Annotated in this window: 19 protein-coding genes and 1 pseudogene; 11 read left to right on the top strand and 9 right to left on the bottom strand. The window is 70.8% G+C overall.

Annotated features, from left to right (window positions below):
• A complete protein-coding gene (locus AC1RLW_RS19205) occupies nucleotides 1–1437 on the bottom strand; it encodes an amidase (protein ID WP_493194532.1) in 1437 nt (478 codons plus the stop codon).
• Nucleotides 1438–1578: 141 nt separating this feature from the next.
• Between AC1RLW_RS19205 and AC1RLW_RS19200 the strand changes: the two genes are divergently transcribed.
• Entirely contained in the window at nucleotides 1579–2337 is a 759-nt protein-coding gene (locus tag AC1RLW_RS19200; protein WP_175497081.1) for a helix-turn-helix transcriptional regulator, read from the top strand.
• Between the two features lie 10 nt (nucleotides 2338–2347).
• Here AC1RLW_RS19200 and AC1RLW_RS19195 read toward each other — a convergent pair whose 3' ends face one another.
• Nucleotides 2348–4021: a SulP family inorganic anion transporter gene (locus AC1RLW_RS19195; RefSeq protein ID WP_493194530.1), complete on the bottom strand. Its 1674-nt coding sequence runs from the start codon at nucleotides 4019–4021 to the stop codon at nucleotides 2348–2350.
• 134 nt (nucleotides 4022–4155) lie between these two features.
• On the opposite strand from AC1RLW_RS19195, the gene AC1RLW_RS19190 reads away from it, so the two are divergent.
• Nucleotides 4156–5868 carry a hydrogenase maturation protein gene (locus tag AC1RLW_RS19190; RefSeq protein WP_493194528.1) on the top strand — a complete coding sequence of 571 codons (1713 nt, stop codon included), beginning with the start codon at nucleotides 4156–4158 and terminating at the stop codon, nucleotides 5866–5868.
• A gap of 7 nt (nucleotides 5869–5875) precedes the next feature.
• On the opposite strand, the gene AC1RLW_RS19185 is transcribed toward AC1RLW_RS19190, so the two are convergent.
• From AC1RLW_RS19185 to AC1RLW_RS19170, 4 genes are read right to left on the bottom strand one after another with little or no spacing between them, the layout of a single operon-like run.
• A complete protein-coding gene (locus tag AC1RLW_RS19185) occupies nucleotides 5876–6100 on the bottom strand; it encodes a hypothetical protein (RefSeq protein ID WP_095949340.1) in 225 nt (74 codons plus the stop codon).
• Nucleotides 6087–7286, bottom strand: coding sequence for a CaiB/BaiF CoA transferase family protein (locus AC1RLW_RS19180; protein ID WP_493194526.1), 1200 nt, complete (start codon nucleotides 7284–7286; stop codon nucleotides 6087–6089). Before AC1RLW_RS19180 ends, AC1RLW_RS19185 begins: the two co-directional genes overlap by 14 nt.
• Nucleotides 7283–8257, bottom strand: coding sequence for a Bug family tripartite tricarboxylate transporter substrate binding protein (locus AC1RLW_RS19175; protein WP_493194524.1), 975 nt, complete (start codon nucleotides 8255–8257; stop codon nucleotides 7283–7285). The genes AC1RLW_RS19180 and AC1RLW_RS19175 overlap by 4 nt, the downstream gene beginning before the upstream one ends.
• Nucleotides 8258–8298: 41 nt before the next feature.
• A complete protein-coding gene (locus AC1RLW_RS19170) occupies nucleotides 8299–9054 on the bottom strand; it encodes an enoyl-CoA hydratase/isomerase family protein (RefSeq protein WP_159274934.1) in 756 nt (251 codons plus the stop codon).
• A 58-nt stretch (nucleotides 9055–9112) separates the two neighbouring features.
• On the opposite strand from AC1RLW_RS19170, the gene AC1RLW_RS19165 reads away from it, so the two are divergent.
• Complete coding sequence (locus tag AC1RLW_RS19165) at nucleotides 9113–9784, top strand: GntR family transcriptional regulator (RefSeq protein WP_493194523.1); 672 nt, start codon at nucleotides 9113–9115, stop codon at nucleotides 9782–9784.
• Nucleotides 9785–9804: 20 nt separating this feature from the next.
• Here AC1RLW_RS19165 and metG read toward each other — a convergent pair whose 3' ends face one another.
• The gene (gene metG, locus AC1RLW_RS19160; RefSeq protein WP_159274933.1) at nucleotides 9805–11901 is read right to left on the bottom strand and encodes a methionine--tRNA ligase; all 2097 of its coding nucleotides are present in this window, start codon (nucleotides 11899–11901) and stop codon (nucleotides 9805–9807) included.
• 226 nt (nucleotides 11902–12127) lie between these two features.
• Between metG and AC1RLW_RS19155 the strand changes: the two genes are divergently transcribed.
• From AC1RLW_RS19155 to AC1RLW_RS19135, 5 genes are all read left to right on the top strand, one after another.
• Nucleotides 12128–13159: an isocitrate/isopropylmalate dehydrogenase family protein gene (locus AC1RLW_RS19155; protein ID WP_062478955.1), complete on the top strand. Its 1032-nt coding sequence runs from the start codon at nucleotides 12128–12130 to the stop codon at nucleotides 13157–13159.
• Nucleotides 13160–13182: 23 nt separating this feature from the next.
• Nucleotides 13183–13908, top strand: a complete 726-nt coding sequence (locus AC1RLW_RS19150) for a phosphodiester glycosidase family protein (RefSeq protein WP_390346085.1) — start codon at nucleotides 13183–13185, stop codon at nucleotides 13906–13908.
• A gap of 41 nt (nucleotides 13909–13949) precedes the next feature.
• On the top strand, nucleotides 13950–14651 hold the full coding sequence (locus AC1RLW_RS19145) for a YceH family protein (RefSeq protein WP_493194521.1): 702 nt from the start codon (nucleotides 13950–13952) through the stop codon (nucleotides 14649–14651).
• An 85-nt stretch (nucleotides 14652–14736) separates the two neighbouring features.
• Entirely contained in the window at nucleotides 14737–15192 is a 456-nt protein-coding gene (locus AC1RLW_RS19140) for a hypothetical protein (protein WP_493194519.1), read from the top strand.
• Between the two features lie 44 nt (nucleotides 15193–15236).
• The gene (locus AC1RLW_RS19135) at nucleotides 15237–15596 is read left to right on the top strand and encodes a hypothetical protein (protein ID WP_493194517.1); all 360 of its coding nucleotides are present in this window, start codon (nucleotides 15237–15239) and stop codon (nucleotides 15594–15596) included.
• 24 nt (nucleotides 15597–15620) lie between these two features.
• Here the strand turns inward: AC1RLW_RS19135 and AC1RLW_RS19130 are convergent, their stop codons facing one another.
• Complete coding sequence (locus AC1RLW_RS19130; protein ID WP_493194515.1) at nucleotides 15621–16094, bottom strand: Lrp/AsnC family transcriptional regulator; 474 nt, start codon at nucleotides 16092–16094, stop codon at nucleotides 15621–15623.
• Between the two features lie 88 nt (nucleotides 16095–16182).
• Between AC1RLW_RS19130 and AC1RLW_RS19125 the strand changes: the two genes are divergently transcribed.
• From AC1RLW_RS19125 to AC1RLW_RS19115, 3 genes and pseudogenes are all read left to right on the top strand, one after another.
• Nucleotides 16183–17364 (top strand): M20 aminoacylase family protein, encoded by a 1182-nt coding sequence (locus AC1RLW_RS19125; protein WP_493194513.1) that lies wholly within the window; start codon nucleotides 16183–16185, stop codon nucleotides 17362–17364.
• A 28-nt stretch (nucleotides 17365–17392) separates the two neighbouring features.
• Nucleotides 17393–18565 (top strand): annotated as a pseudogene (locus tag AC1RLW_RS19120) (diaminopropionate ammonia-lyase); the annotation flags it as partial.
• A 66-nt stretch (nucleotides 18566–18631) separates the two neighbouring features.
• Nucleotides 18632–19837, top strand: coding sequence for a M20 family metallo-hydrolase (locus tag AC1RLW_RS19115; protein WP_493194685.1), 1206 nt, complete (start codon nucleotides 18632–18634; stop codon nucleotides 19835–19837).
• A 31-nt stretch (nucleotides 19838–19868) separates the two neighbouring features.
• On the opposite strand, the gene AC1RLW_RS19110 is transcribed toward AC1RLW_RS19115, so the two are convergent.
• Nucleotides 19869–21074 carry a patatin-like phospholipase family protein gene (locus tag AC1RLW_RS19110; protein ID WP_139700227.1) on the bottom strand — a complete coding sequence of 402 codons (1206 nt, stop codon included), beginning with the start codon at nucleotides 21072–21074 and terminating at the stop codon, nucleotides 19869–19871.
• Between the last annotated feature and the right edge of the window lie 74 nt (nucleotides 21075–21148).

Genomic DNA, 21148 nt, shown 5'->3' with positions numbered 1-21148 from the left:
CTACAGCGCCGCCGCGTGCAGCGCCGGGCGCCGCGCGGCCCAGGGCATGGCCTGCTCGAGCTGCGCGGCGAGCTGCAGCAGCGTGGCCTCGTCGCCCATGGGCGCCATGCATTGCACGCCGATCGGCAGGTCGCCGGCCATCCCCAGGGGCAGCGAGATCGCCGGCTGGCCGGTGAGGTTGGCCAGCGGCGTGAAGGTCGCGTAGTCGAACAGGTGGTCGAAGAAACCCTGCGCATCGCGCGCGGGGTCGTCCTGGTCGAGGTAGCCCAGCGCCACGGGCGGGGTGCGCATCGTCGGCGTGAGCAGGATGTCGTGCTGCGCGAAGAAGGGCGCCACCTCGCGCGAGACCGCATTCATCTGCGCGAGCGCCAGTTCCAGGTCGAGCGCGCTCAGGCGCAGCCCGTGCTCGGCGGTGGCGCGGGTGCAGGCCTGCACCTGGCCCAGCGCCTTCTCCAGCGGCATCTGCAGCGCCTGCGCCACGCCCGCCACGCCGGCCGCCAGCAACGAGGACCAGAAGGTGCGCGTGGCCGAGAAGAAGGCCTCGTGCGCATACGACGGCGTCGCCCATTCCACGACATGCCCGAGACCGGCGAGCGTGCGCGCCGTCGCCTCCACCGCGTCGACGCAGGGTTGCGCCGCCGGCTGCGTGCCCGGGAACTGCGTGCTCACCGCGATGCGCAGCCGGCGCGGCGCCGACCGGATGGCCTGTGCGTAGGGCCGCGCGGGCGCGGGAATCAGGAACGGATCGCCCAGCTCGGGGCCGTGCATGAGGTCGAGCGCGGCGGCGGCGTCGCGCACGGTGCGGCAGACCACGCCCTCCATGCCCAGGCCCATCAGCGGCTGGCCGTAGCCCGGGCCGGCGCTGATGCGGCCGCGGCTGGACTTCAGCCCGATCAGGCCGCAGGCGGCGGCGGGCACGCGGATCGAACCGCCGCCGTCGTTGGCGTGCGCCATGGGCACGATGCCGGCGGCCACCGCCGCGGCCGAGCCCCCGCTGGAGCCGCCCGCGCTGTGCGCCAGGTTCCACGGGTTGCGCGTCGCGCCGCCGAGGGCGCTCTCGGTGGTGGCGTTGAAGCCGAGTTCCGGGGTCCAGGTGCGCCCCAGCGTGGCCAGGCCGGCGCGGCGAAAGCGCGCCATCAACGCGCTGTCTGCGGCAGCCGGCAGCCCGTCGCCGAACAGCCGGCTGCCGGCCTGGCAGCGCACGCCCTCGGCCTGCAGCACCAGGTCCTTGATGAGGAAGGGCACGCCGCCCAGCGGACCCTGCGCGTCGTGCGACAGCGGGGCGTCGAAAAGCTCGGCCATGGCGTTGATGCGCGGGTTGAGCGCGGTCGCCGCCTGGCGCGCGCACTGCTGCGCTTCGGCGGCGCTGATGTCCTTGCGGCGGATGCATTCGGCCAGCCCGGTGGCGTCGAGGCGGCTGTAGTCGGCGAGGTTCATGGCAACGGGGTCCTGTTCGTGTGTAAGGTGGGAACGCCGTGCAGCGTAGGGCGGGGTGTCCGGCCGCGGCAGTCGTTCAGATGAACGATGCGGGAATCTCCGCAACCCCCCGCGAGCGGGCGGCCCCTAAGATCGCGCCGCATGGCGCACAGCAGTTCTTCTTCGGGGTCGTGCATTCCGGCCGCACAGCTCGGCGCGTTGCTGCTCGATCTGTATCCGCGGGCCGCCGCGCCCGAGGCATCGGCCGCCGGCGGGCTGCTGGACTGGCTGGCCGGCCACATTGCGTTCGACGCCGCCTGGTTCGGCCGCTCGGTGTTCGCCGCCGGACGGCTCGAGCCGCGAGACGGCCACACCCGCGGGCTGGCGCCGGATTTCGTGGCCGACTGGTGCCGTGTGCGCCACCTCGATCCGATGGTGGCCGCGGTGATGGCACGACCGGGCCATGGCATGGCGATGGCGTCGCACGAGCTGCCGCCGGTGGGCTCGCTGCGCGCCTTCGCTTCGGACCATCGTCTCGACCGGGTGCTCAGCGTGATGCTGCATGCGCCCGATTCGCCGTGGTGGACGCACCTGTCGCTGTACGGCCGCGAAGCCGCGAGCTTCGGCGCGCGCGAGCACGCGCTGCTGGAATTGCTGATGCCTCACCTGGTTTCGGCGCAGGCGCTGCGGCTGCGGGAGACGCCGGCGCCAGGCGTCTCGGCCCTGGCGGTGCTGAGCCGTCGCGAGGCCGAGGTGGCCCGCTTGTTCGGCGAGGGGCACAGCTACAAGATGGTGGCCCGCAGGCTCGACAGTTCCCCGGCGACGGTGCGCCACCACCTGCGGCAGGTGTACGCCAAGCTCGGCGTCACGAGCAAGGTGCAGATGGCGCGGCTGGTGTGCGGCGAGGCCGCGCAGGCCTGACGAGCCCCGCCTAGGAGGTCGTTGCCGGCCGGCCCGAGGTCAGCTCCTCGGCAAAGCCCGAGCGCTCCAGCACCTCGAGCGGCTGCGGCTGCAGCGACTCGATGCGCAGCAGCCCGTCGCGCGCCAGCACCGCCCGGTGCAACTGCCGCAGCGCATCGACGCCGGTGGCATCGATGTAGATCAGGTGCGTGGCGTCGAGCACCAGCGTCATGCCGCGCGGCGCGCGCTCCGCGGCGTTCACTGCTTCGTCGAGCTTGGCCGCCGCGCCGAAGAACATGGCGCCGTACAGCCGGTAGGTGAGCACCGGCGGCTGCAGCGTCACCAGCTCGACGCTGAACAGCCCGCTCATGCGCCGGATGAAGAGCGCGCATGCCAGCACGATGCCCACCTGCACCGCCACCGTGAGGTCGAACACCACCGTGAGGAAGAAGGTGCCGAGCATCAGCAGGCGGTAGTGGCGGCTGAAGTGGCGCAGTTGGCCGGGCGTGAACTCGCGCCATTCGCCCATGTTCAGCCCGACGAACACCAGGATGCCCGCCAGCACCGCGAGCGGCACATGGCGCGCCAGCGGCGCCGCCAGCAGCACCACGACCAGCAGCGTGACCGCATGCACGATGCCCGCGATGGGCGAGCTGCCGCCGGAGCGGATGTTGGTCACGGTGCGCGCGATGGTGCCCGTGGCCGGCATGCCGCCGAAGAAGGGCGTGACCAGGTTGGCGATGCCCTGCGCCATCAGCTCCTGGTTGGGGTCGTGGCGCGGCTGGCCGCTGACCTGGTCGGCCACGCGCGCGCACAGCAGCGACTCGATGGCGCCGAGCAGTGCGATGGTCAGCGTCGGCGTCACCAGCTGCTTGACGGTCTCCCACGAGAAATCGGGCAGCGCGAAGGCCGGCACGCCCTCGGGAATGCCGCCGAAGCGCGTGCCGATGGTCTCCACCGGCAGCGCGAAGCCCCACGACACCAGCGTGAGCGACACCAGCGCGACGATCGGCCCCGGGATGCGCCCGACGATCTGCACCGGGCGCGTCTGCACCCAGCGCCCGCCCACGCGCTGCACCGCGCGCGCCAGCGCCGAGTCGCCGCGAAACAGCCGCGACCACGCCAGCAGCCCGAGCACGCAGGCCAGGCCGAGCGCGAAGGCGTGCGGGTTGAAGGTGTCCAGCCTCAGCGCCATCGCGTGCAGCTGCGAGAACACGTCGGCCGGCATGCGCTCCACCGTGAGGCCGAGCAAGTCCTTGAGCTGCGACAGCAGGATCAGCACCGCGATGCCGTTGGTGAAGCCCACCACGATCGACAGCGGCACGAAGCGCACCAGCTGCCCGAGCCCGAACAGCCCCGCCATGAACAGCAGCACGCCAGCGCAGGCGGTGGCGATCAGCAGGTTGGCCACGCCGTAGCGCTCGACGATGCCGTAGACGATCACGATGAAGGCGCCCGCCGGGCCGCCGATCTGCACGGCCGAGCCGCCCAGGAGCGAGATCAGGAAGCCCGCGATGATCGCCGTCCAGATGCCGGCTTCGGGCTTGAGCCCCGAGGCGATGGCAAAGGCCATGGCCAGCGGCAGTGCCACGATGCCCACCGTGGCGCCCGCGCCGAGGTCCCCCAGGAACCGCCCCCGGTCGTAGCCGGCCATCGTGTCCAGCAGGCGGGGGCGAAAGCGGGTGAGGTTCAGCGGCGACGACATGTGCGGTCATTGTGGCCCGGCCGTCGCGGCGGCCCGGCGATTTCCCGGCGGTGAGTACTTTCAGTCAGCTTATCGGCGGCGAGGCTGGCAGATACATTTTTGACGTTTTGAAACAAACGTCAATGAGGTCGCCCATGCACATCCTGCTCGTCGCGAGCGCGTTCAACAGCCTCACGCAGCGGGTGCTGGCCGAGCTCCAGGACCGGGGCCACACCGCAGGCATCGTGCTGGCGCTCGGCGACGACGAGGCCTTGCGCGACGCGGTGCGCCAGCACGCGCCCGCGCTCGTCATCGCGCCGATGCTGACCACGGCGATTCCCGAGGACGTCTGGCGCGCCCACACCTGCCTCATCGTGCACCCGGGCCCGCCCGGCGACCGGGGCCCGTCTTCGCTCGACCGGACGCTGCAGGGCGGCGTCGACAGCTGGGGCGTCACCGTGCTCGAGGCCGTGGCCGAGATGGACGCGGGCGATGTCTGGGCCTGGTCGCCGCTGAAGGTGCCGCCGCAGGCCGGCAAGAGCGACCTGTACCGCGGCGAGGTGGCCGATGCCGCCGTCGACGCCGTGCTGCTGGCCGTCGAGCGCTTCGCCTCGGGCACCTACAAGCCGAAGCGGCAGAAGGCGGCCGACCTCGCCGCCGGCTGGCGGCCCTTCATGAAGCAGGCCGAGCGCCGCATCGACTGGGCCACGCAGACCACCGGATCGGTGCTGCGGCAGCTGCGCGCGGCCGATTCGCAGCCCGGCGTGCTCGACGAGTTGCTGGGTGCGCCGTGGTACCTGCACGGCGGCCATGCCGAGGACGAGCTGCGCGGCACGCCCGGCGAACTGATCGCCACCCGCGCCGGCGCCGTCTGCCGAGCCACCGTCGACGGCGCGGTCTGGCTCACCCAGCTGCGGCCCTGGCGCGAGCCGGGTTCCGGCCTGCCGAGCTACAAGCTGCCGGCCGTCGAGGCGCTGGGCGCGCGGCTGCCCGCCGGCCTGCCCGAGGTGCCCGCGCCGCTCGAGCTGCCGGCCGGCCGTCGCACGTGGACCGACATCCGCTACCGCGAGCACGGGCCGGTCGGCGTGCTGAACTTCTCGTTCGCGGGCGGGGCCATGAGCACCGCGCAATGCCGGCGTCTGCTGGCGGCCTACCGCTTCGCCTGCACCCGCCCGACCTCGGTGCTGGTGCTCGGCGGGCTGCGCGACTTCTTCTCCAACGGCATCCACCTAAACGTGATCGAGGCGGCGGCCGATCCGGCCGAAGAGTCGTGGGCCAACATCCACGCGATGAACGACCTGGTCGAGGCCGTGCTCACCACCACCGACCGCCTCACTGTGGCCGCGCTGGGCGGCAATGCCGCGGCCGGCGGCGTGATGCTCGCGCTCGCGGCCGACGAGGTGTGGTGCCGCGACGGCGTGGTGCTCAACCCGCACTACAAGCTCATGGGCCTGCACGGCTCCGAATACTGGACCTACAGCCTGCCGCGCCGCGTGGGCGCCGACGAGGCCGCGCGGCTGACGCAGTCGGCGCTGCCCGTGAGCGCCAAGCGCGCGGTGGCGCTGGGCCTGGCGCAGCGCGTGCTGCAGGCCGCGCCGGAAGAGCTGGGTGACGAGGTCGGCCGGCTGGCCGCGCAACTGGCGGCATCGCCGGACCTGGCCGCGCGCCTGGCGGACAAGCAGGCGGCGCGTGTGCGCGACGAAGCGGTCAAGCCGCTGCAGGCGTACCGCGACGAGGAGCTGGCGCACATGCGGCGCAATTTCTTCGATCCGGCCGAGCCGCACGCGACGCTGCGCTCGGCCTTCGTGCGCAAGGAAAAAGCGCAGCACACGCCTGCGCACCTCGCGGCGCTCGGCTTGCCGCGCTGAACGGCCCTCAGTCCTTGCTGTCGGGAATCACCGCGTCGGCCGTCGCGCCCACCACCTTGCCGGTGATGCGCGCGGTGCCGATGGCGGCATCGGCCGCGAGGCCGACTGCGCCGGCGCCCACGCTCACGGCGGTGCTCGCGACGCTGACCACCGCGCAGCCGCTCAGCAGCAGCGCACCCGCGAGGCCGAGCGCGGAAAGGACGAGGGGGCGGAGGCGGTCACTGCGTTGCATGGGCGGATTCTGCACCCGCAGCGCTGGATCGGGCGAGTGACGCCAGGATCGCCTCGCGGTCCTGGTCCAGCCGCGGCGGTTGCCGCCGCACCTGCGTGCGCAGCCCGCCGACGTGCACCGGGTTGCCCGCCACCGTGAGCGGCTGACCGCCCTGCGTGCGCACCTGCACCAGCATCTCGCGCGCCTGCACCTGGGGGTCGTTCACCACCGCGGCCACGTCGTTGTAGTCGCCGGTGGGAATGTTGTGCTGCATCAGCAGCGCCTGCCAGTGCGCGCAGGGCCCGGTCGACAGGCGCTCTTCGAGCAAGCCCTTCAGCGCCTCGTGGTGCTGGCAGCGCGCCGGGTTGGTGGCAAAGCGCGCGTCCCCGGCGAGCGCGGGCAGCTCGAGCGCGGTGCACAGGCGCTGGAACAGCGCGTCGTTGCCCGCCGCGATCACGAACCAGCCGTCGGCCGCGCGGAACACGTCGAAGGGCGTGATCGACGGGTGCCGCGAACCGATCGGACCGGGCGCGCGGCCTTCGGCCTCCATGCGCGAGATCGCGTTCTCGAGCAGCGCGACCTGGCAGTCGAGCATCGCCACGTCGACCCGGTCCCCCAGGCCCGTGCGCCCGCGCTGCAGCAGCGCGGCCTGCGTGCCGATGGCCGCATACAGCCCGGCGCCCAGGTCGCCGATCGACACGCCCACGCGCGTCGGCGGCGCGCCCGGGTGGCCGGTGAGGCTCATGATGCCGCCCATCGCCTGCACCACCATGTCGTAAGCGGGGCGCCTGCTGTACGGGCCGGTCTGGCCGAAGCCCGAGACCGAGGTGAACACGAGTTTCGGAAAGCGCGCGTGCAGCGTCGGCCAGTCGTAGCCCAGCTTCTCCATCGTGCCGGGCCGGAAGTTCTCGACCAGCACGTCGGCCGTGGCCAGCAGCTGCTCGAAGACCGCGCGGTCGGCCGGCGCCTTCAGGTCGAGCGCGATCGACTCCTTGTTGCGGTTGACCGACATGAAGTAGGCCGAGTCGCCCTCGACGAAGGGGCCGATCTGCCGCGCGTCGTCGCCCAGGCCGGGTTGTTCCACCTTGATGACGCGTGCGCCCAGGTCGGCGAGCAGCAGCGTGCAGTACGGGCCCGCGAGCACGCGCGTGAGGTCGATGACGGTGAAGCCCTGCAGCGGGCCTGCCTTGGGTGCGTGCGCGGTCATTCGACGCTCGCGCCCGAGCGCTCGGTGAGTTCCTTCGACTTCGCGCCTTCGGCCAGGGCCCAGGCGCGGAATTCGGCCAGCGACTTCGACGGTGCCGACTCGTTGCCCGACTTCTCCATCCGCGCCTTGACCTCGGGATCGTTCAGCGCCGCCACGCTGGCGTCGAACAGCTTTTGCGCCACCTCCGGCGGCAGGCCGGCCGGGCCGAAGAGGCCGAACCAGAAGGTGTAGTCGTAGCCCTTCACGCCGGCCTCGGCCACGCTGGGCACGTCGGGAAAGAGTGGCGAGCGCTGGCCCGAGGTGACGGCCAGCACGCGCAGCTTCTGGCCCTGCGCCATCGGCAGCACCGAGGGCGGCGTGCCGAAGGTGAGCTGCACGTCGCCCGCGGCCACGGCCTGGATCGACGGCGCGCCGCCCTTGTACGGCACGTGCAGCATCTGCACGCCGGCCGCCTTCTCGAACGACAGGCCCGCCAGGTGCGTCACCACGCCCGCGCCCGACGACGAGTACGCCAGCTTGCCGGGGTTCTGCCGCGCCTCGGCGATCAGCGCCTGCACGGTCTTGGCGCTCACGTCCTTGTTCACCGCCAGCAGCATCGGCGCGGAGCTCCAGCGCGAGATCGGCACGAAGCTCCTGGCGCCGTCGTACTTCACGCTCTTGTAGAGCAGCTTGTCGCTGCCGTAGAGGTTGGCGCTGCCCAGCAGCAGCGTGTAGCCGTCGGGCGCGGCGCGCGCGACCTGGTCCGATGCGATGGTGGTGCCGGCGCCCGGCTTGTTGTCGATGACGATGGGCTGGCCGAGCAGCTTGCCCAGCTTGTCGCCGACGATGCGCGCCACGGTGTCGGCGCCGCCGCCGGCGGGGAAGCCCACCAGCAGCGTGATCGGGCGCGAGGGGTAGGTGTCGGCCAGTGCGCCGGCCGAGGCCAGCAGCGCGGCGGCGGCGAACGAGAGGGTTCGCAGTTCTTGCTTCATGGTTTGTCTCCTGGGTCTTGTGTAGGGAAGGGCGGGCGCGCTCAGCGGCCCTGGAACACCGGCGTGCGCTTCTCGCGCCAGGCCCGGCCGCCCTCGGCGAGGTCTTCGGAGGCGACAGTGCGCTGCACCTCGCGCGAGATCGCGGCCGCGTCGGCGGTGCCGCGCGCGATCTGGTTCAGGTGCTTCTTCATGCCCAGCAGCGCCAGCGGCGCCATGCCCGCGAGCACGGTGCGCAGGCGCTGCACCTCGGCATCGAGCGCGGCGGCGTCGTCGACCAGCTGCGTGAGAAAGCCGCAGTCGCGCATGGCGGCGCCGTCGAGCTTCTCGGCCGTGAGGAAGAGGCGCTTGGCCGTGTCCAGCCCCAGCCGCGACACGTAGCGCTCCATGCCGCTCTGGTAGTAGTGCAGGCCGAGCCGCGCGGCCGGCATGAACATCTCGGCGCTGCGGGCGCCCACGCGGAAGTCGCAGGCCAGCACGAGGTCGGTCGCGCCGCCGTAGACGCCGCCGTGCACCGCCGCGATGGTGACGGCGCGGCAGTTTTCGAACACATCGACCATCTCGCCGAAGCTGCGGCCCTCGGTCTGGCTCTGGGTGGCCACTTCTGATATATCAAATCCGCTGCAGAAGTACTTGCCCTCGGCGCGCAGGACCAGCACCAGCACCTCCGGCGTGCGGTTCACTGTGTCCACATGCTGGATCAGCACAGGAAGATCGTCCGGCGTGAGCTTGTTGGCGGCCTGGGGGCGGTGCAGCGTCAGGTAGGCCACATGGCCGTCGATCGCGAGGGTGGGAGACATTGATGTACCAAACAGATGAATTGATATATCTGTAAGGTTAGCTAATATCCAGATCGCCATGCAACCCGCGAAAACCCTCGACACCCACAGCCTGCAGGACCGCATCCGCGCCCGGCTCGAACAAGACATCCTGGGCGGCGTGCTGTCGCCCGGCATGGCCATCGACGAAAAGGCCCTGGCCCTGAGCTTCAACACCTCGCGCACGCCGGTGCGCGAGGCGCTGCTGCTGCTCAGTGCGCGCGGGCTGGTCGAGATCGTTCCGCGCACCGGCATCTACGTGCGCCAGCTGCGGGCGAACGAACTGGTGGCGATGATGGAAGCGCTCGGCGAGCTCGAAGGCGTGCTGGCGCGGCTGGCCGCGCTGCGCATCGGCCCGGCGCTGCGCGAGGAACTGCTGCGCGCCCTGGCCGGCACCGCCGCGCAGGCGCAGGCGGACGACGCCGAGGCCTACCAGCAGGCCAACGCCGCGCTGCACGACGTGATCTACCGCGCCAGCGGCAACCCCTTCATCGTGGAGCAGGCGCAGACCGTGCGGCTGCGCATCTCGGCCTACCGTGGGCGGATGTTCGAGAAGCCCGGCCGGCTCGCCGCTTCACAGCGGGAGCACGAACGGGTGGTCGAGTGGATTCTGAAAGGCCACGCGGACAACGCCGCGGAGGCGATGCGCGACCACATCTCGGTGGGCGGCAAGGTGTTCGCCGACCTCGTGTTGAACAACAAGTTCGGCTAGTTCTTCTTTGCGTCTTCGGGTCAGCGCACGCGCATGCCCGGCGTCGCGCCCGCCCAGGGCTCGAGCACGTGGATGCCCGGGTGGGCCTTTTCGTCGCCGTGGCTCGCGGCCAGCACCATGCCTTCGCTGACGCCGAACTTCATCTTGCGCGGCGCGAGGTTGGCGACCAGCACCGTGAGCTTGCCCACCAGTTGCTCCGGCTGGTAGGCCGAGGCGATGCCGCTGAACACGTTGCGCGTCTTGCCTTCGCCCGCGTCGAGCGTCAGGCGCAGCAGCTTGGTCGAGCCCTCGACCTTCTCGCAGGCCACGATCTTCGCGATGCGCAGGTCGATCTTCGCGAAGTCGTCGATGGTGATGGTCGGCGCGATGGCTTCGCCGCCGGGCAGCTCCTGCGCTTCGGTGGCGACGGGTGCGGCAGCCGCGGCTTCGGGCACGTCGAACAGCTTGTCGACCTGCTTGGGGTCGGCGCGCTGCATCAGGTGCTTGTAGTCGCCGATGGCGTGGCCGGCCGGCAGAGCCTGCGCCGCGTCGGCCCAGACCAGCGGTGCGATCTTCAGGAAGGCCTCGACGTTCACGGCCAGCGCCGGCAGCACCGGCTTCAGGTACAGCGTGAGCAGGCGGAAGGCCTCGATGCACACCGTGCACACGTCGTGCAGGCGCGCCTCGGCGCCTTCCTTCTTGGCCAGTTCCCAGGGCTTGTTCTGGTCGACGTACTCGTTCACCTTGTCGGCCAGCGCCATCACCTCGCGCAGCGCGCGGGCGTAGTCGCGGCCGTCGTACAGCGACTGCACCTGCGTGGCCGCAGCGCGCAGCGTGGACAGCAGCGTTTCGCCGTCGGCCGACACCGCGCCCAGCTGGCCGCCGAAGCGCTTGCCGATGAAGCCGGCCGCGCGGCTGGCGATGTTGATGTACTTGCCCACGAGGTCGCTGTTCACGCGTGCCACGAAGTCGTCGGGGTTGAAGTCGATGTCCTCGTTGCGGCCGTTGAGCTTGGCGGCGATGTAGTAGCGCAGCCATTCGGGATCGAGCCCGATCGACAGGTACTTGAGCGGGTCGATGCCGGTGCCGCGGCTCTTGCTCATCTTCTCGCCGCTCACCGTCAGGTGGCCGTGCACGTACACGGCGTTGGGCGCCTTGCGGCCGCTGAAATGCAGCATCGCGGGCCAGAACAGCGTATGGAAGGTGATGATGTCCTTGCCGATGAAGTGCACCTGCTCCAGCTCGGGGTCGGCCATGTACTCGGTGTACGAGATGCCATCGCCGCCCAGTTCGATGCAGCGCTTGTCCAGCAGGTTCTTCAGCGAGGCCAGGTAGCCCACGGGCGCGTCGAGCCACACGTAGAAGTACTTGCCCGGCGCATCGGGGATCTCGATGCCGAAGTAGGGCGCGTCGCGGCTGATGTCCCAGTCGCCCAGGCCGCCTTTGCCTTCGTCGTCCTTGTAGAGCCACTCGCGGATCTTGTTCTGCACCTCGGGCTGCACGTGGCCGGGGGCGGCGGTCCATTCCTTCAGGTAGGCCTCGCAGCGCGGGTCCGACAGCTTGAAGAAGAAGTGCTCCGAGCTGCGCAGCTCGGGCTTGGCGCCCGACAGCGCCGAGTACGGGTTGATCAGCTCGGTGGGCGCGTACACGGCGCCGCACACCTCGCAGTTGTCGCCGTACTGGTCCTTCGAATGGCAGTTGGGGCACTCGCCCTTGATGAAGCGGTCGGCCAGGAACATGCCCTTGGCCGGGTCGTAGAACTGCTCGACGCTCTTGGTCTCGATGAGGCCGTTGGCGCGCAGGTCGCGGTAGATGTCCTGCGCCAGCTGGTGGTTCTCGGGCGCGTCGGTCGAGTGCCAGTTGTCGAAGGCGATGTGGTAGCCGTCCAGGTAGGGCTTGCGGCCCGCGGCGATCTCGGCCACGAAGGCCTGGGGCGTCACGCCGGCCTTGTCGGCCGCGATGGTGATGGCCGCGCCGTGCGCGTCGTCGGCGCACACGAAGTTGACGTCAGCGCCATTCATTCGCTGGTTCCGCACCCAGATGTCGGCCTGGATGTATTCCATCATGTGGCCGATGTGGAACTTGCCGTTGGCATACGGCAGGGCGGTGGTGACGAAGAGCTTGCGCGGGGCGGACATCGGGGAGGGCGCTTTCGGGAGTGACGAACGGAAGGGGCGCGGGGCCCGTGGAGGCGGCCAGGGGCCGCGTCCGGGAACCGGGCATTTTAGGCGGCCCGTCCCGCGGCCGCCGCCATGGGGCTGCTCACCTCGGCCGCGGGGTACCCGGAGTGACCCCGAAGGCCGCGGGGGTGTCGCCCGTGCGACGTATGCTCGCAGCCTCTTTACTGAAAGTGAGCCGCCGCCGATGACCACCTCGATTCCCGCAACCCTCATCCCCGGCGACGGCATCGGCCCCGAGATCGTCGACGCGACCCTGGCGGCGCTCGACGCGCTGAAGGCGCCTTTCGTGTGGGACACCCAGATCGCCGGCCTGGGCGGCGTCAAGGCCTCGGGCGACCCGTTGCCCAAGGCCACGCTGGACAGCATCCGCAGCACCCGCCTGGCGCTCAAGGGCCCGCTCGAAACCCCCTCGGGCGGCGGCTACCGCTCGTCGAACGTGCGCCTGCGCGAGGAGTTCCAGCTGTACGCCAACCTGCGCCCCGCGCGCACCATCATCCCGGGCGGTCGCTACGACAACATCGACCTGACCGTGGTGCGCGAGAACCTCGAGGGCCTGTACATCGGTCACGAGCACTACGTGCCCATCGACGGCGACCCGCACGCCGTGGCCATGGCCACCGGCGTCAACACCCGCAAGGGCAGCCGGCGCATCCTCGAATACGCGTTCGACACCGCCGTGGCCACCGGCCGCAAGAAGGTCACGCTGGTGCACAAGGCCAACATCATGAAGGCGCTCACCGGCATCTTCCTGGAGACAGGCCTCGACCTGTACGAAGAGAAGTACAAGGGCCAGTTCGAGCTCGACACCGTGATCATCGACGCCTGCGCGATGAAGCTGGTGCTCAACCCCTGGCAGTTCGACATGCTGGTGACCACCAACCTGTTCGGCGACATCCTCTCGGACCTCGTGGCCGGGCTGGTCGGCGGCCTGGGCATGGCGCCCGGCGCCAACATCGGCACCAACGCCGCGATCTTCGAGGCCGTGCACGGCTCGGCCCCCGACATCGCCGGCAAGGGCATCGCCAACCCGACCGCGCTGCTGCTGGCGGCCGCGCTCATGCTCGACCACGTCAAGCGGCCCGAGCTGGCCACGCGCCTGCGCACCGCCATCGACCAGACGCTCAACCTGGACAACGTGCGCACCGGTGACCTCGGCGGCAGCGCCGGCACGGCGGCCTTCACGAAGGCGCTGGTCGCGCGCATCAACGGCGGTTGAGAAAAGCAGACAGTGCAGGTCGCATGAAAAAACTGCTGCTGCCTGCGCTGGTCTTCCTGCTCGCCGGCCTGGCGTGGTCCGCCGCCGGCGCCGTGGACGCGCCGCCGCGCTACACCGTCGTCAAGGTCGACCTGCGCACCGAGAAGCTCGCGCTGTTCCTGAACGACGACACCGGTGCCGCCTTCAAGCGCTTCGACCGGCTCGAGGCCTGGCTGAAGGCGCGCAACAAGCAATTGCTGTTCGCGGCGAACGCCGGCATGTACCACGCCGACTTCGCACCCGTCGGCCTGCTGGTGCGCGAAGGCCGCGAGGAAGCGCCTTTGAATCTGGCCGACGGTGTCGGCAATTTCTTTCGCAAGCCCAACGGCGTGTTCCTGGTGACGGCCCAGGGGCCGCGCATCGTCGAGGCGTCGGAGTACCCGGCGATCGCCGCGAAGGGCGGCGTGCAGCTGGCGACCCAGTCGGGCCCGCTGCTGCTGCGCCACGGCGCGGTGCACCCGGCGCTCATTCCGAATTCGGATTCGCGCAAGACCCGCAACGGCGTGTGCGTGTCGGGCACCACCGCGGTCTTCGTCCTCGCCGAGACGCCGGTGAATTTCTACGACTTCGCGCTGTACTTGCGCGACGTGCTGCATTGCCGCGATGCGCTGTACCTCGACGGCACCGTGTCGGCGATCTATTCGAGGACACTGCAGCGCAACGACTTCGTGCGCGACCTCGGGCCGATGCTGGCCGTGGTGGCGCCCTGAGGCCCGGTTGCCTTTTCACTTCTGCCCTTTCTCCCAGAGCCATGTCCACACCGCTGCCCGTCCTGTCCCTCCTTGAAACCCGCGTGCTCGGTGTGCTGGCCGAAAAGCAGCGCACCGTGCCCGACAGCTACCCGCTCACGCTCAACTCGCTGGTGTCGGGCTGCAACCAGAAGACCAGCCGCAACCCGGTGCTCGAACTCAGCGAGTCGCAGGTGCAGGCCGCCATCGACAGCCTGAAGGGCTACAGCCTCGTGGCCGAGACCAGCGGCGGGCGCGCCTTCCGCTACGAGCACAACATCGACCGCGTGCTGCGCCTGCCATCGCAGTCGGTGATCCTGCTCACCGTGCTGATGCTGCGCGGCCCGCAAACAGCAGGCGAGCTGCGCATCGCCTGCGACCGCATGCACAACTTCGCCGACATCTCGTCGGTCGAGGGCTTTCTCAACGAACTCGCCGAACGCCCGACCGGCGCGCTGGTGGTGAAGCTGGCGCGCCTGCCCGGTGCGCGCGAAAGCCGCTGGGCGCACCTGCTGAGCGGGCCACCGGCGGAAGAGGTGGCGGGGCCGGGCGCCTCGGGCGACGGCGCCTTCGCCACGCACGGCGATTCGCTTGGCGAAGTCGCGGCGCTCAAGGCCAACGTGGCGCGGCTGGAGGCCGAGGTGGCATCGCTGAAGGCGTTGCTGGGGCGCGTGTGCTCGGAGCTGGGCATTTCTCCTGACGCGCCAGACGTACCCGAGGCCTGATCCTCCCGCTTCACAAAGGCTTCATCCAGCCCGCACATTCGCCACCTACCGTCGGACCCATTGCGAACCCAATGGAGCTCCGACCATGGACCACGGACAAACAGCCGCCTGGCGCGACCACACGCCCTTTGACGACATCACCCGGCGCCTGCTGGGCGGGCTGGCAGCACTCGCTGGCGTTGCCAGCCTCTACGCCTTCTTCTGGTGGGCTGCCTCGGCCACCGGCTTCCTGCTGTTCGACGGCTGGTGGCACACCTGGCGCGGCCTGGGCACCGCGCTCGCGTTCCGCGACGCCGACTCGGCGTTCTACCTGCTGAGCTGGACACTGTCGGTTCTTGGCGGCGCGTTCGGCTGGGTCGCGCTGATCGCCCTCGCCGTGACCCATGGGCGTGGCTGGGGCGCGGTGCCGATGTGGGTCAAGGCCGGCTGCCTGCTCGGCGCGGTCGCCGGGCTGGCCTTCGAACCCGGCCGGCTGCTGGCGCTGGCGCCGATCGTCGGCGCGGTGCTGCTGATGCTGCGGTCGATGTTGTCGGCGCGCTGAGCCCATCGGCTATCGTTGTCTCCCACGTCGTTCGCGGGAGCCGCATGACCTACGCCTGTCCCCATTGCCGCCAGCCGGGCATCGCCGCCATGGCCAAGCGCCTTTCGAGCCGCGGCTCGCCGGCGGCGTGCGGGCTCTGCGGCAAGCTCTCGCATGTGCTGGCCAGCACGTCGAACGGCATCTGGACGGCGGGCCTGTTGATCATCGTGCTGTCGGGCATCGGCGCTGCCGCATGGAACATGCCGCCGCTGCTGCTGGTCGGCGTGGGCCTGGCGGTGGCCAACAACTTCAGGGCCTGGCGCCGCGCCAAGCTGTGGCCGATCTCGAAGGAAAGTGCCGACGCCGCCAAGAAGGCCGGCTGGGTCGTCGCAGGCCTGCTGGCGCTGTTCGGCCTGGGCTCATGACGCGCGCCACCTGGGCCCGCGCGCTCAGGCCCTCGCCGACACCGGCACATCCAGGCTCACCTTCACCGGGTCCATCGTCACCAGCGTGCGAAAGCGCTTGACGTTGTTGCTCTGGAAAAACAGCTGACGGGTGAGTGCGGTGTACTGCGCCATGTCGCGCACCACGCACACGAGGATGAAGTCCCACTCGCCCGTCACGTAGTAGCACTGCTGCACCTGCGGGCAGTCGCGAAAGCCCTGTTTCATGGCGTCGAGCCGTTCGATCTGCTCGCTTTCGGCCTCGACCTCGACCACGATGGTGAGTGGGTGCCCGAGCGCGGCGGGCGACAGCACGGCACCGTGGCGCTGGATCACGCCCTCGTCGCGCAGGCGCTTGAGCCGGCGGTTCACCGCCGCCGTCGACAGGTGGATGCGCTCGCCCAGCTCGCCCTGCGAGAGGCGGCTGTCGGCCTGGATCAATTCGAGCAGGTGCAGGTCGAGGGCGTCGAGGGGGGTCATGAGAAAGGGCAGGCTTCACGCAAAAACGTTGCGTGACAGCGACTCATTTTGCGCACCTGTCCCGCTGCGTTGTCAATAGCATCTCGCCATGAAGTTTCCAGACGCACCCCTGCACGACCAGCTGGCCGGCTGGCGACACCAGCTGCACGCGATGCCCGAAACCGGCTTCGAGGAGGCGAAGACCTCGGCCTTCATTGCCAGCGCGCTACGGGCGCTGGGCCTCGAGGTCCACACCGGCATCGGCGGCACCGGGCTGGTCGCCAGCCTCACGGTCGGCAGCGGTACCGGCGTGATCGGCCTGCGCGCCGAGATGGACGCGCTGGCCATCACCGAACTCGCGACCGAGCGGCCCTACGCCTCCGGCACGCCCGGGCGCATGCACGCCTGCGGCCACGACGGCCACATGGCGATGGTGCTCGGCGCGGCGCAGCTGCTGCGCGAGCGGCGCGATTTCGACGGCACCGTGCGCTTCATCTTCCAGCCCGCCGAAGAGCACGGCCGCGGCGCCCGCGCCATGATGGACGACGGCCTGTTCGAACGCTTCCCGGTCGACGAGATCTACGGCCTGCACAACATGCCCGGCCTGCCCGCCGGCACCTTCGCCACGCGCGCGGGCGGCCTGATGGCGAGCGAGGACAACTTCGTCATCCACATCCACGGCCGGGGCACGCACGCCGCGCGGCCGCACATGGGCATCGACCCGATCGTGATCGGCGCGCAGATCGTGCTGGCGCTGCAGACCATCGTGTCGCGCACGCTCGACCCCGGCGCGCAGGCCGTGGTGTCGTGCACCGAGTTCATCACCGACGGCATCCGCAACGCGATTCCGTCGAACGTGGTCATCAAGGGCGACACGCGCAGCTACGACCCGGCCGTGCAGCGCATGCTCGAGGCGCGCATGCGCGAGATCAGCGAAGGCATCTGCCGCCTGCACGGCGCGGACTGCACGTTCAGCTACACGCACGAGTTCGCGCCCACCGTGAACTGGGCCGAATGCGTGCCGACCGCGGTGGCCGCCGCGACGGCCGTGGTGGGCGCCGAAAAGGTCGATGCGAATGTGGCGCCGATGATGATCTCGGAAGACTTCGGCGCCTTCCTGCGCGCCGTGCCGGGCGCCTTTGTTTTCCTGGGCAACGGCGCCGAGGGCGAGCCCGGCGGCACGCCGCTGCACAACGGCCGCTACGACTTCAACGACGCGGTGCTGACCACGGGCGCGCGCTACTTCGCGGAAATCGTGCGCCAGCGGCTTCCCGTGCGCACCGCGGCCTGATCCATTCTTCTTTTCCGGTTTTCTTCCCATGCTCTTTGCCAACCCTCACGCGCAACGGCGCGGCTACGACGCGGCCCTGCAGGCCGTCATGAACATCGCACGCGGCCGCGAGAGCCGCCAGTGGCTGTCCACCTGGGACCGGCTCTCGCCGCAGCCGACGCCGGCGTGGCCCTTGCCCCGGCTCGCGGCGCAGCTGGGCATCGCGCAGGTGGTCGTGAAGGACGAATCGCGCCGCTCCGCGCTCGGCAGCTTCAAGGTGCTCGGTGCGCCCGTGGCCTTGCTGCGCCTGGTGCTGCGCCGCTGGCCCGAGCGGGGCTGGACGCCCGCCGACCTGTTCGCGGGCCGGCATGCCGAGGCGCTGCGCGACTTCGTCGTCATCAGCGCGACCGATGGCAACCATGGCCGCGCATTGGCTGCAGCCGCGCAGAGCATGGGCTGCCGCTGCGTGATCGTGCTGCACGCGCAGGTCAGCGAAGAGCGCGAGGCGCCCATTGCCGCGCTCGACGCGGAGATCGTGCGCATCGCCGGCAACTACGACGCCTCGGTCGAGGAGGCCGCGCGCCTGGCCCGGGTGAACGGCTGGGAGGTGGTCTCCGACACCTCCTACGAAGGCTACGAAGAGATTCCGCGCGACGTGATGCAGGGCTACGGCATCCTCGTCGACGAGCTGCTCGAGAACACCGCGCCCGGCGCGCCGTGCCCCTTCACGCACGTCATCGTGCAGGGCGGCGTCGGCGGGCTCGCGGCCGGCGTGGCCAGCCATTTCTGGGAGCGCTACGGCGCCGCGCGGCCGACGCTGATCGTCGTCGAGCCCGAGCAGGCCGACTGCCTGCTGCAGAGCGCGCGCAGCGGCCGGCCCGACCGCGCCACCGGCAGCGTCGATTCGGTGATGGCGGGGCTGGCCTGCGGCGAGACTTCGCCGCTCGCATGGCGCTTCCTGCAGCCCTCGGTCGACCTCTTCATGACCGTCACCGATGCCGACGCCGAGCACGCCATGCGCACTTTCGCCACCGGCGAGGCGGGCGACGTGCCCGTGCTGGTCGGCGAATCCGGCGCGGCCGGCCTGGCCGCGCTGCAGGTGCTCGCGGCCGATCCCGAACTGGCGCGCGCCGCCGGCCTCGACGCCAGCTCGCGCGTGCTGTTGTTCAGCACCGAAGGCGCGACCGCGCCCGGCGTGTACCGCGCGCTGACCGGCCGCACGGGCGAAGAAGTTGTGGCGGCGCAGGCGCAATGGTTGCAGCGCGAAGGCATCGCCGAGGCCGCGCTGATGGCGCGCATCGACGCGCACGCCGCCATCGGCGCGACCGCGCAAGGCGGCGTCTGCCGCATCGCACTCACCGACGCCGACCGCGCGGGCCGCGACCGGCTCGTGCAGTGGATGCAGGACCTGGGCCTCACCGTGCGCATCGACCGCATCGGCAACATCTTCGGCATCCGCCCCGGCCAACTGCCGGATGCCCAACCCGTGATGACCGGCTCGCACATCGACACCGTCGCCACGGGCGGGCGCTACGACGGCAACTACGGCGTGCTGGCCGGCCTGGAGGTGGTGCGCTGGCTCAACGAACGCCAGCGCCAGACGCTGCGCCCCTTCGTGGTCGCCGCCTTCACCAACGAGGAGGGCGTGCGCTTCATGCCCGACATGATGGGCTCGCTGGTGCACGCGGGCGGCCTGGCGCTCGACGCGGCGCTCGACACCGTCGCCACCGACGGCGCGCGGCTGGGCGACGAACTCGCGCGCATCGGCTACGCGGGCGACATGGCCTGCGGCACGCTGGTGCCGCACGCGTTCGTCGAACTGCACATCGAGCAGGGCCCGGTGCTGGAGGCCGAAGGCGTCACCATCGGCGCGGTGGCCGACCTGCAGGGTATCTCGTGGCAGGAGATCGTCGTCACCGGCCAGTCGAACCACGCGGGCACCACGCCCATGCACCTGCGCCACGACGCCGGCTACTGCGCCGCCGCCGTCGCGGTGTTCGTGCGCGAGCTGGCGCGCCGCTACGGCGGCAGCCAGGTCGCGACCGTCGGTGCGATCGACCTGCACCCGAACCTCATCAACGTGATCGCGGCGCGCGCCACGCTCACGGTCGACCTGCGCAACACCGACGAGGCGACGCTGAAGGACGCCGAAGGCGAGTTGGCGGACTACCTGCGGCAACTCGAAACAACCGAAGGCGTGACCATCGAAGCCCGCACGCTGGCGCGCTTCGAGCCGGTGCAGTTCGATGAACGGCTGGTGCGCCTCGTCGAGGCCAGCGCGCACGCCCGCGGCCTGAGCCACCGCCGCATGACCTCGGGCGCGGGCCACGACGCGCAGATGATGGCGCGCATCGCGCCCGCCGCCATGGTCTTCGTGCCGAGCGTGCGCGGCATCAGCCACAACCCGAAGGAGCACACGGCGAGCGCCGACCTGGCGCAGGGCGCGAACGTGCTGCTGGACGTGGTGCTGGGGCTGCTGGACGAGGCGGACTGAGCGGCGCGAACTCAGCCGGCCGCGTGCGCCGTCACGTCGGCACCCACCCGAAGAACCGCAGCACCTCGTCGCGCTGGCGCATCGCGTCCGCGCGCCCCAGCGCCATGAGCTCGCGCGTGTAGGCCGACTCGAACAGCAGGTAGCTGGCGAGCGCGCCGCCCTTCACGTCGGCCGCGACCTTCGAGCCGCCCAGCAGGTGCCGCACGGCGCCCGGCAGCGCGTCGACGTGGCGCGCCGCGATCATGTCGATGCGCTCCGACGGCGAGATCACCAGCAGGTCGAGCGGGCGCAGCGCACTCGCGGCGCGCGCCTCTTCGGGAATGAGGCCCAGCGTGTGGTTGATGCGGCGCAGGCGCTCGATGTCGACCGCCAGCGCATCCAGAAAGATGCTCGACAGCGCATGGCCGGCGATCTGCGCCATGGTCGGGTAGCCGCTGTGGGTGTTGGGCGCATCCTCGTCGCGCGGCTCGTGCATGCGGCCCGCGCCGATCACCACGATGCGCTGCGCGCCCAGGTGGATCGCCGCCGCGATGGGCGCCGACTGGCGCATCGAGCCGTCGCCGAAATACTCGGTGTGGCCCGGCGGCATCGGCAGGGCCGTGGCCGGGAACACGAAGGGAATGGCCGACGAGGCCATCAGGTGCGCGTGCGTGATGCGGTCGCGCACCGACAGGCGCTGCGAGCGCACCCAGGGCTCCATCGGCACGGCCGCCTCGAAGAAGGTCACGTGCTCGCCCGAGCTGTAGCTCGAGGCCGTGACCGCCAGCGCCTGCACGTGGCCCTGCTGCATGAGCTGCGGCAGGCGGTCCAGCGGCACCAGGCGCTGCAGCAGGCCGGCCAGCGGGGAGTTGTCGAGCAGCGACTTCGGCTTGATGCGCATCCAGTTGGCGGCAAAGCGCCCCAGGCCGAGCAGCATGCGCCAGCGCGCGCCGCTGCCGAGCACCGAGAGCGAGTCGGCGCGGTAGATCTGTTCGGCGCGGAACTCGCCCCAGACCTGCGCGATGTGCGCGACCACGCGGTCGAAGTCGTCGGCGCCGCAGGCCAGCGCCGCGGCGTTGATGGCACCGGCCGACGTGCCGGTGATGATCTGGAAAGGGTTGCCGCCGCCGATGGCCGCACCGGCCGCCACGGCGTCGCGCCGGATCTCGGCGATGGCTTCGAGCACGCCGACCTGGTAGGCGGCGCGGGCGCCGCCGCCTGTCAGCAGCAGGCCGGTGGCGGGGCTTGTCTCGGGCATTGCGTCGGTGTCTTTTCTTCTTCGGCGTTTTTCGGACGGGAAATGAGCGCGTCCCGGTACGGGCTTGGCGGGCG

This window comes from Variovorax sp. GW822-FHT04A09, assembly GCF_058801005.1.
The sequence above is the reverse complement of the archived record's forward strand: the minus strand, read 5'-3'. Positions and strand labels throughout refer to the sequence as shown.

Coding starts and splice junctions, on each gene's coding strand:
- AC1RLW_RS19205 (WP_493194532.1), bottom strand. CDS start 1,437: ATGAACCTCGCCGACTACAGCCGCCTCGACGCCACCGGGCTGGCCGAA.
- AC1RLW_RS19200 (WP_175497081.1), top strand. CDS start 1,579: ATGGCGCACAGCAGTTCTTCTTCGGGGTCGTGCATTCCGGCCGCACAG.
- AC1RLW_RS19195 (WP_493194530.1), bottom strand. CDS start 4,021: ATGTCGTCGCCGCTGAACCTCACCCGCTTTCGCCCCCGCCTGCTGGAC.
- AC1RLW_RS19190 (WP_493194528.1), top strand. CDS start 4,156: ATGCACATCCTGCTCGTCGCGAGCGCGTTCAACAGCCTCACGCAGCGG.
- AC1RLW_RS19185 (WP_095949340.1), bottom strand. CDS start 6,100: ATGCAACGCAGTGACCGCCTCCGCCCCCTCGTCCTTTCCGCGCTCGGC.
- AC1RLW_RS19180 (WP_493194526.1), bottom strand. CDS start 7,286: ATGACCGCGCACGCACCCAAGGCAGGCCCGCTGCAGGGCTTCACCGTC.
- AC1RLW_RS19175 (WP_493194524.1), bottom strand. CDS start 8,257: ATGAAGCAAGAACTGCGAACCCTCTCGTTCGCCGCCGCCGCGCTGCTG.
- AC1RLW_RS19170 (WP_159274934.1), bottom strand. CDS start 9,054: ATGTCTCCCACCCTCGCGATCGACGGCCATGTGGCCTACCTGACGCTG.
- AC1RLW_RS19165 (WP_493194523.1), top strand. CDS start 9,113: ATGCAACCCGCGAAAACCCTCGACACCCACAGCCTGCAGGACCGCATC.
- metG (WP_159274933.1), bottom strand. CDS start 11,901: ATGTCCGCCCCGCGCAAGCTCTTCGTCACCACCGCCCTGCCGTATGCC.
- AC1RLW_RS19155 (WP_062478955.1), top strand. CDS start 12,128: ATGACCACCTCGATTCCCGCAACCCTCATCCCCGGCGACGGCATCGGC.
- AC1RLW_RS19150 (WP_390346085.1), top strand. CDS start 13,183: ATGAAAAAACTGCTGCTGCCTGCGCTGGTCTTCCTGCTCGCCGGCCTG.
- AC1RLW_RS19145 (WP_493194521.1), top strand. CDS start 13,950: ATGTCCACACCGCTGCCCGTCCTGTCCCTCCTTGAAACCCGCGTGCTC.
- AC1RLW_RS19140 (WP_493194519.1), top strand. CDS start 14,737: ATGGACCACGGACAAACAGCCGCCTGGCGCGACCACACGCCCTTTGAC.
- AC1RLW_RS19135 (WP_493194517.1), top strand. CDS start 15,237: ATGACCTACGCCTGTCCCCATTGCCGCCAGCCGGGCATCGCCGCCATG.
- AC1RLW_RS19130 (WP_493194515.1), bottom strand. CDS start 16,094: ATGACCCCCCTCGACGCCCTCGACCTGCACCTGCTCGAATTGATCCAG.
- AC1RLW_RS19125 (WP_493194513.1), top strand. CDS start 16,183: ATGAAGTTTCCAGACGCACCCCTGCACGACCAGCTGGCCGGCTGGCGA.
- AC1RLW_RS19115 (WP_493194685.1), top strand. CDS start 18,632: ATGGCGCGCATCGACGCGCACGCCGCCATCGGCGCGACCGCGCAAGGC.
- AC1RLW_RS19110 (WP_139700227.1), bottom strand. CDS start 21,074: ATGCCCGAGACAAGCCCCGCCACCGGCCTGCTGCTGACAGGCGGCGGC.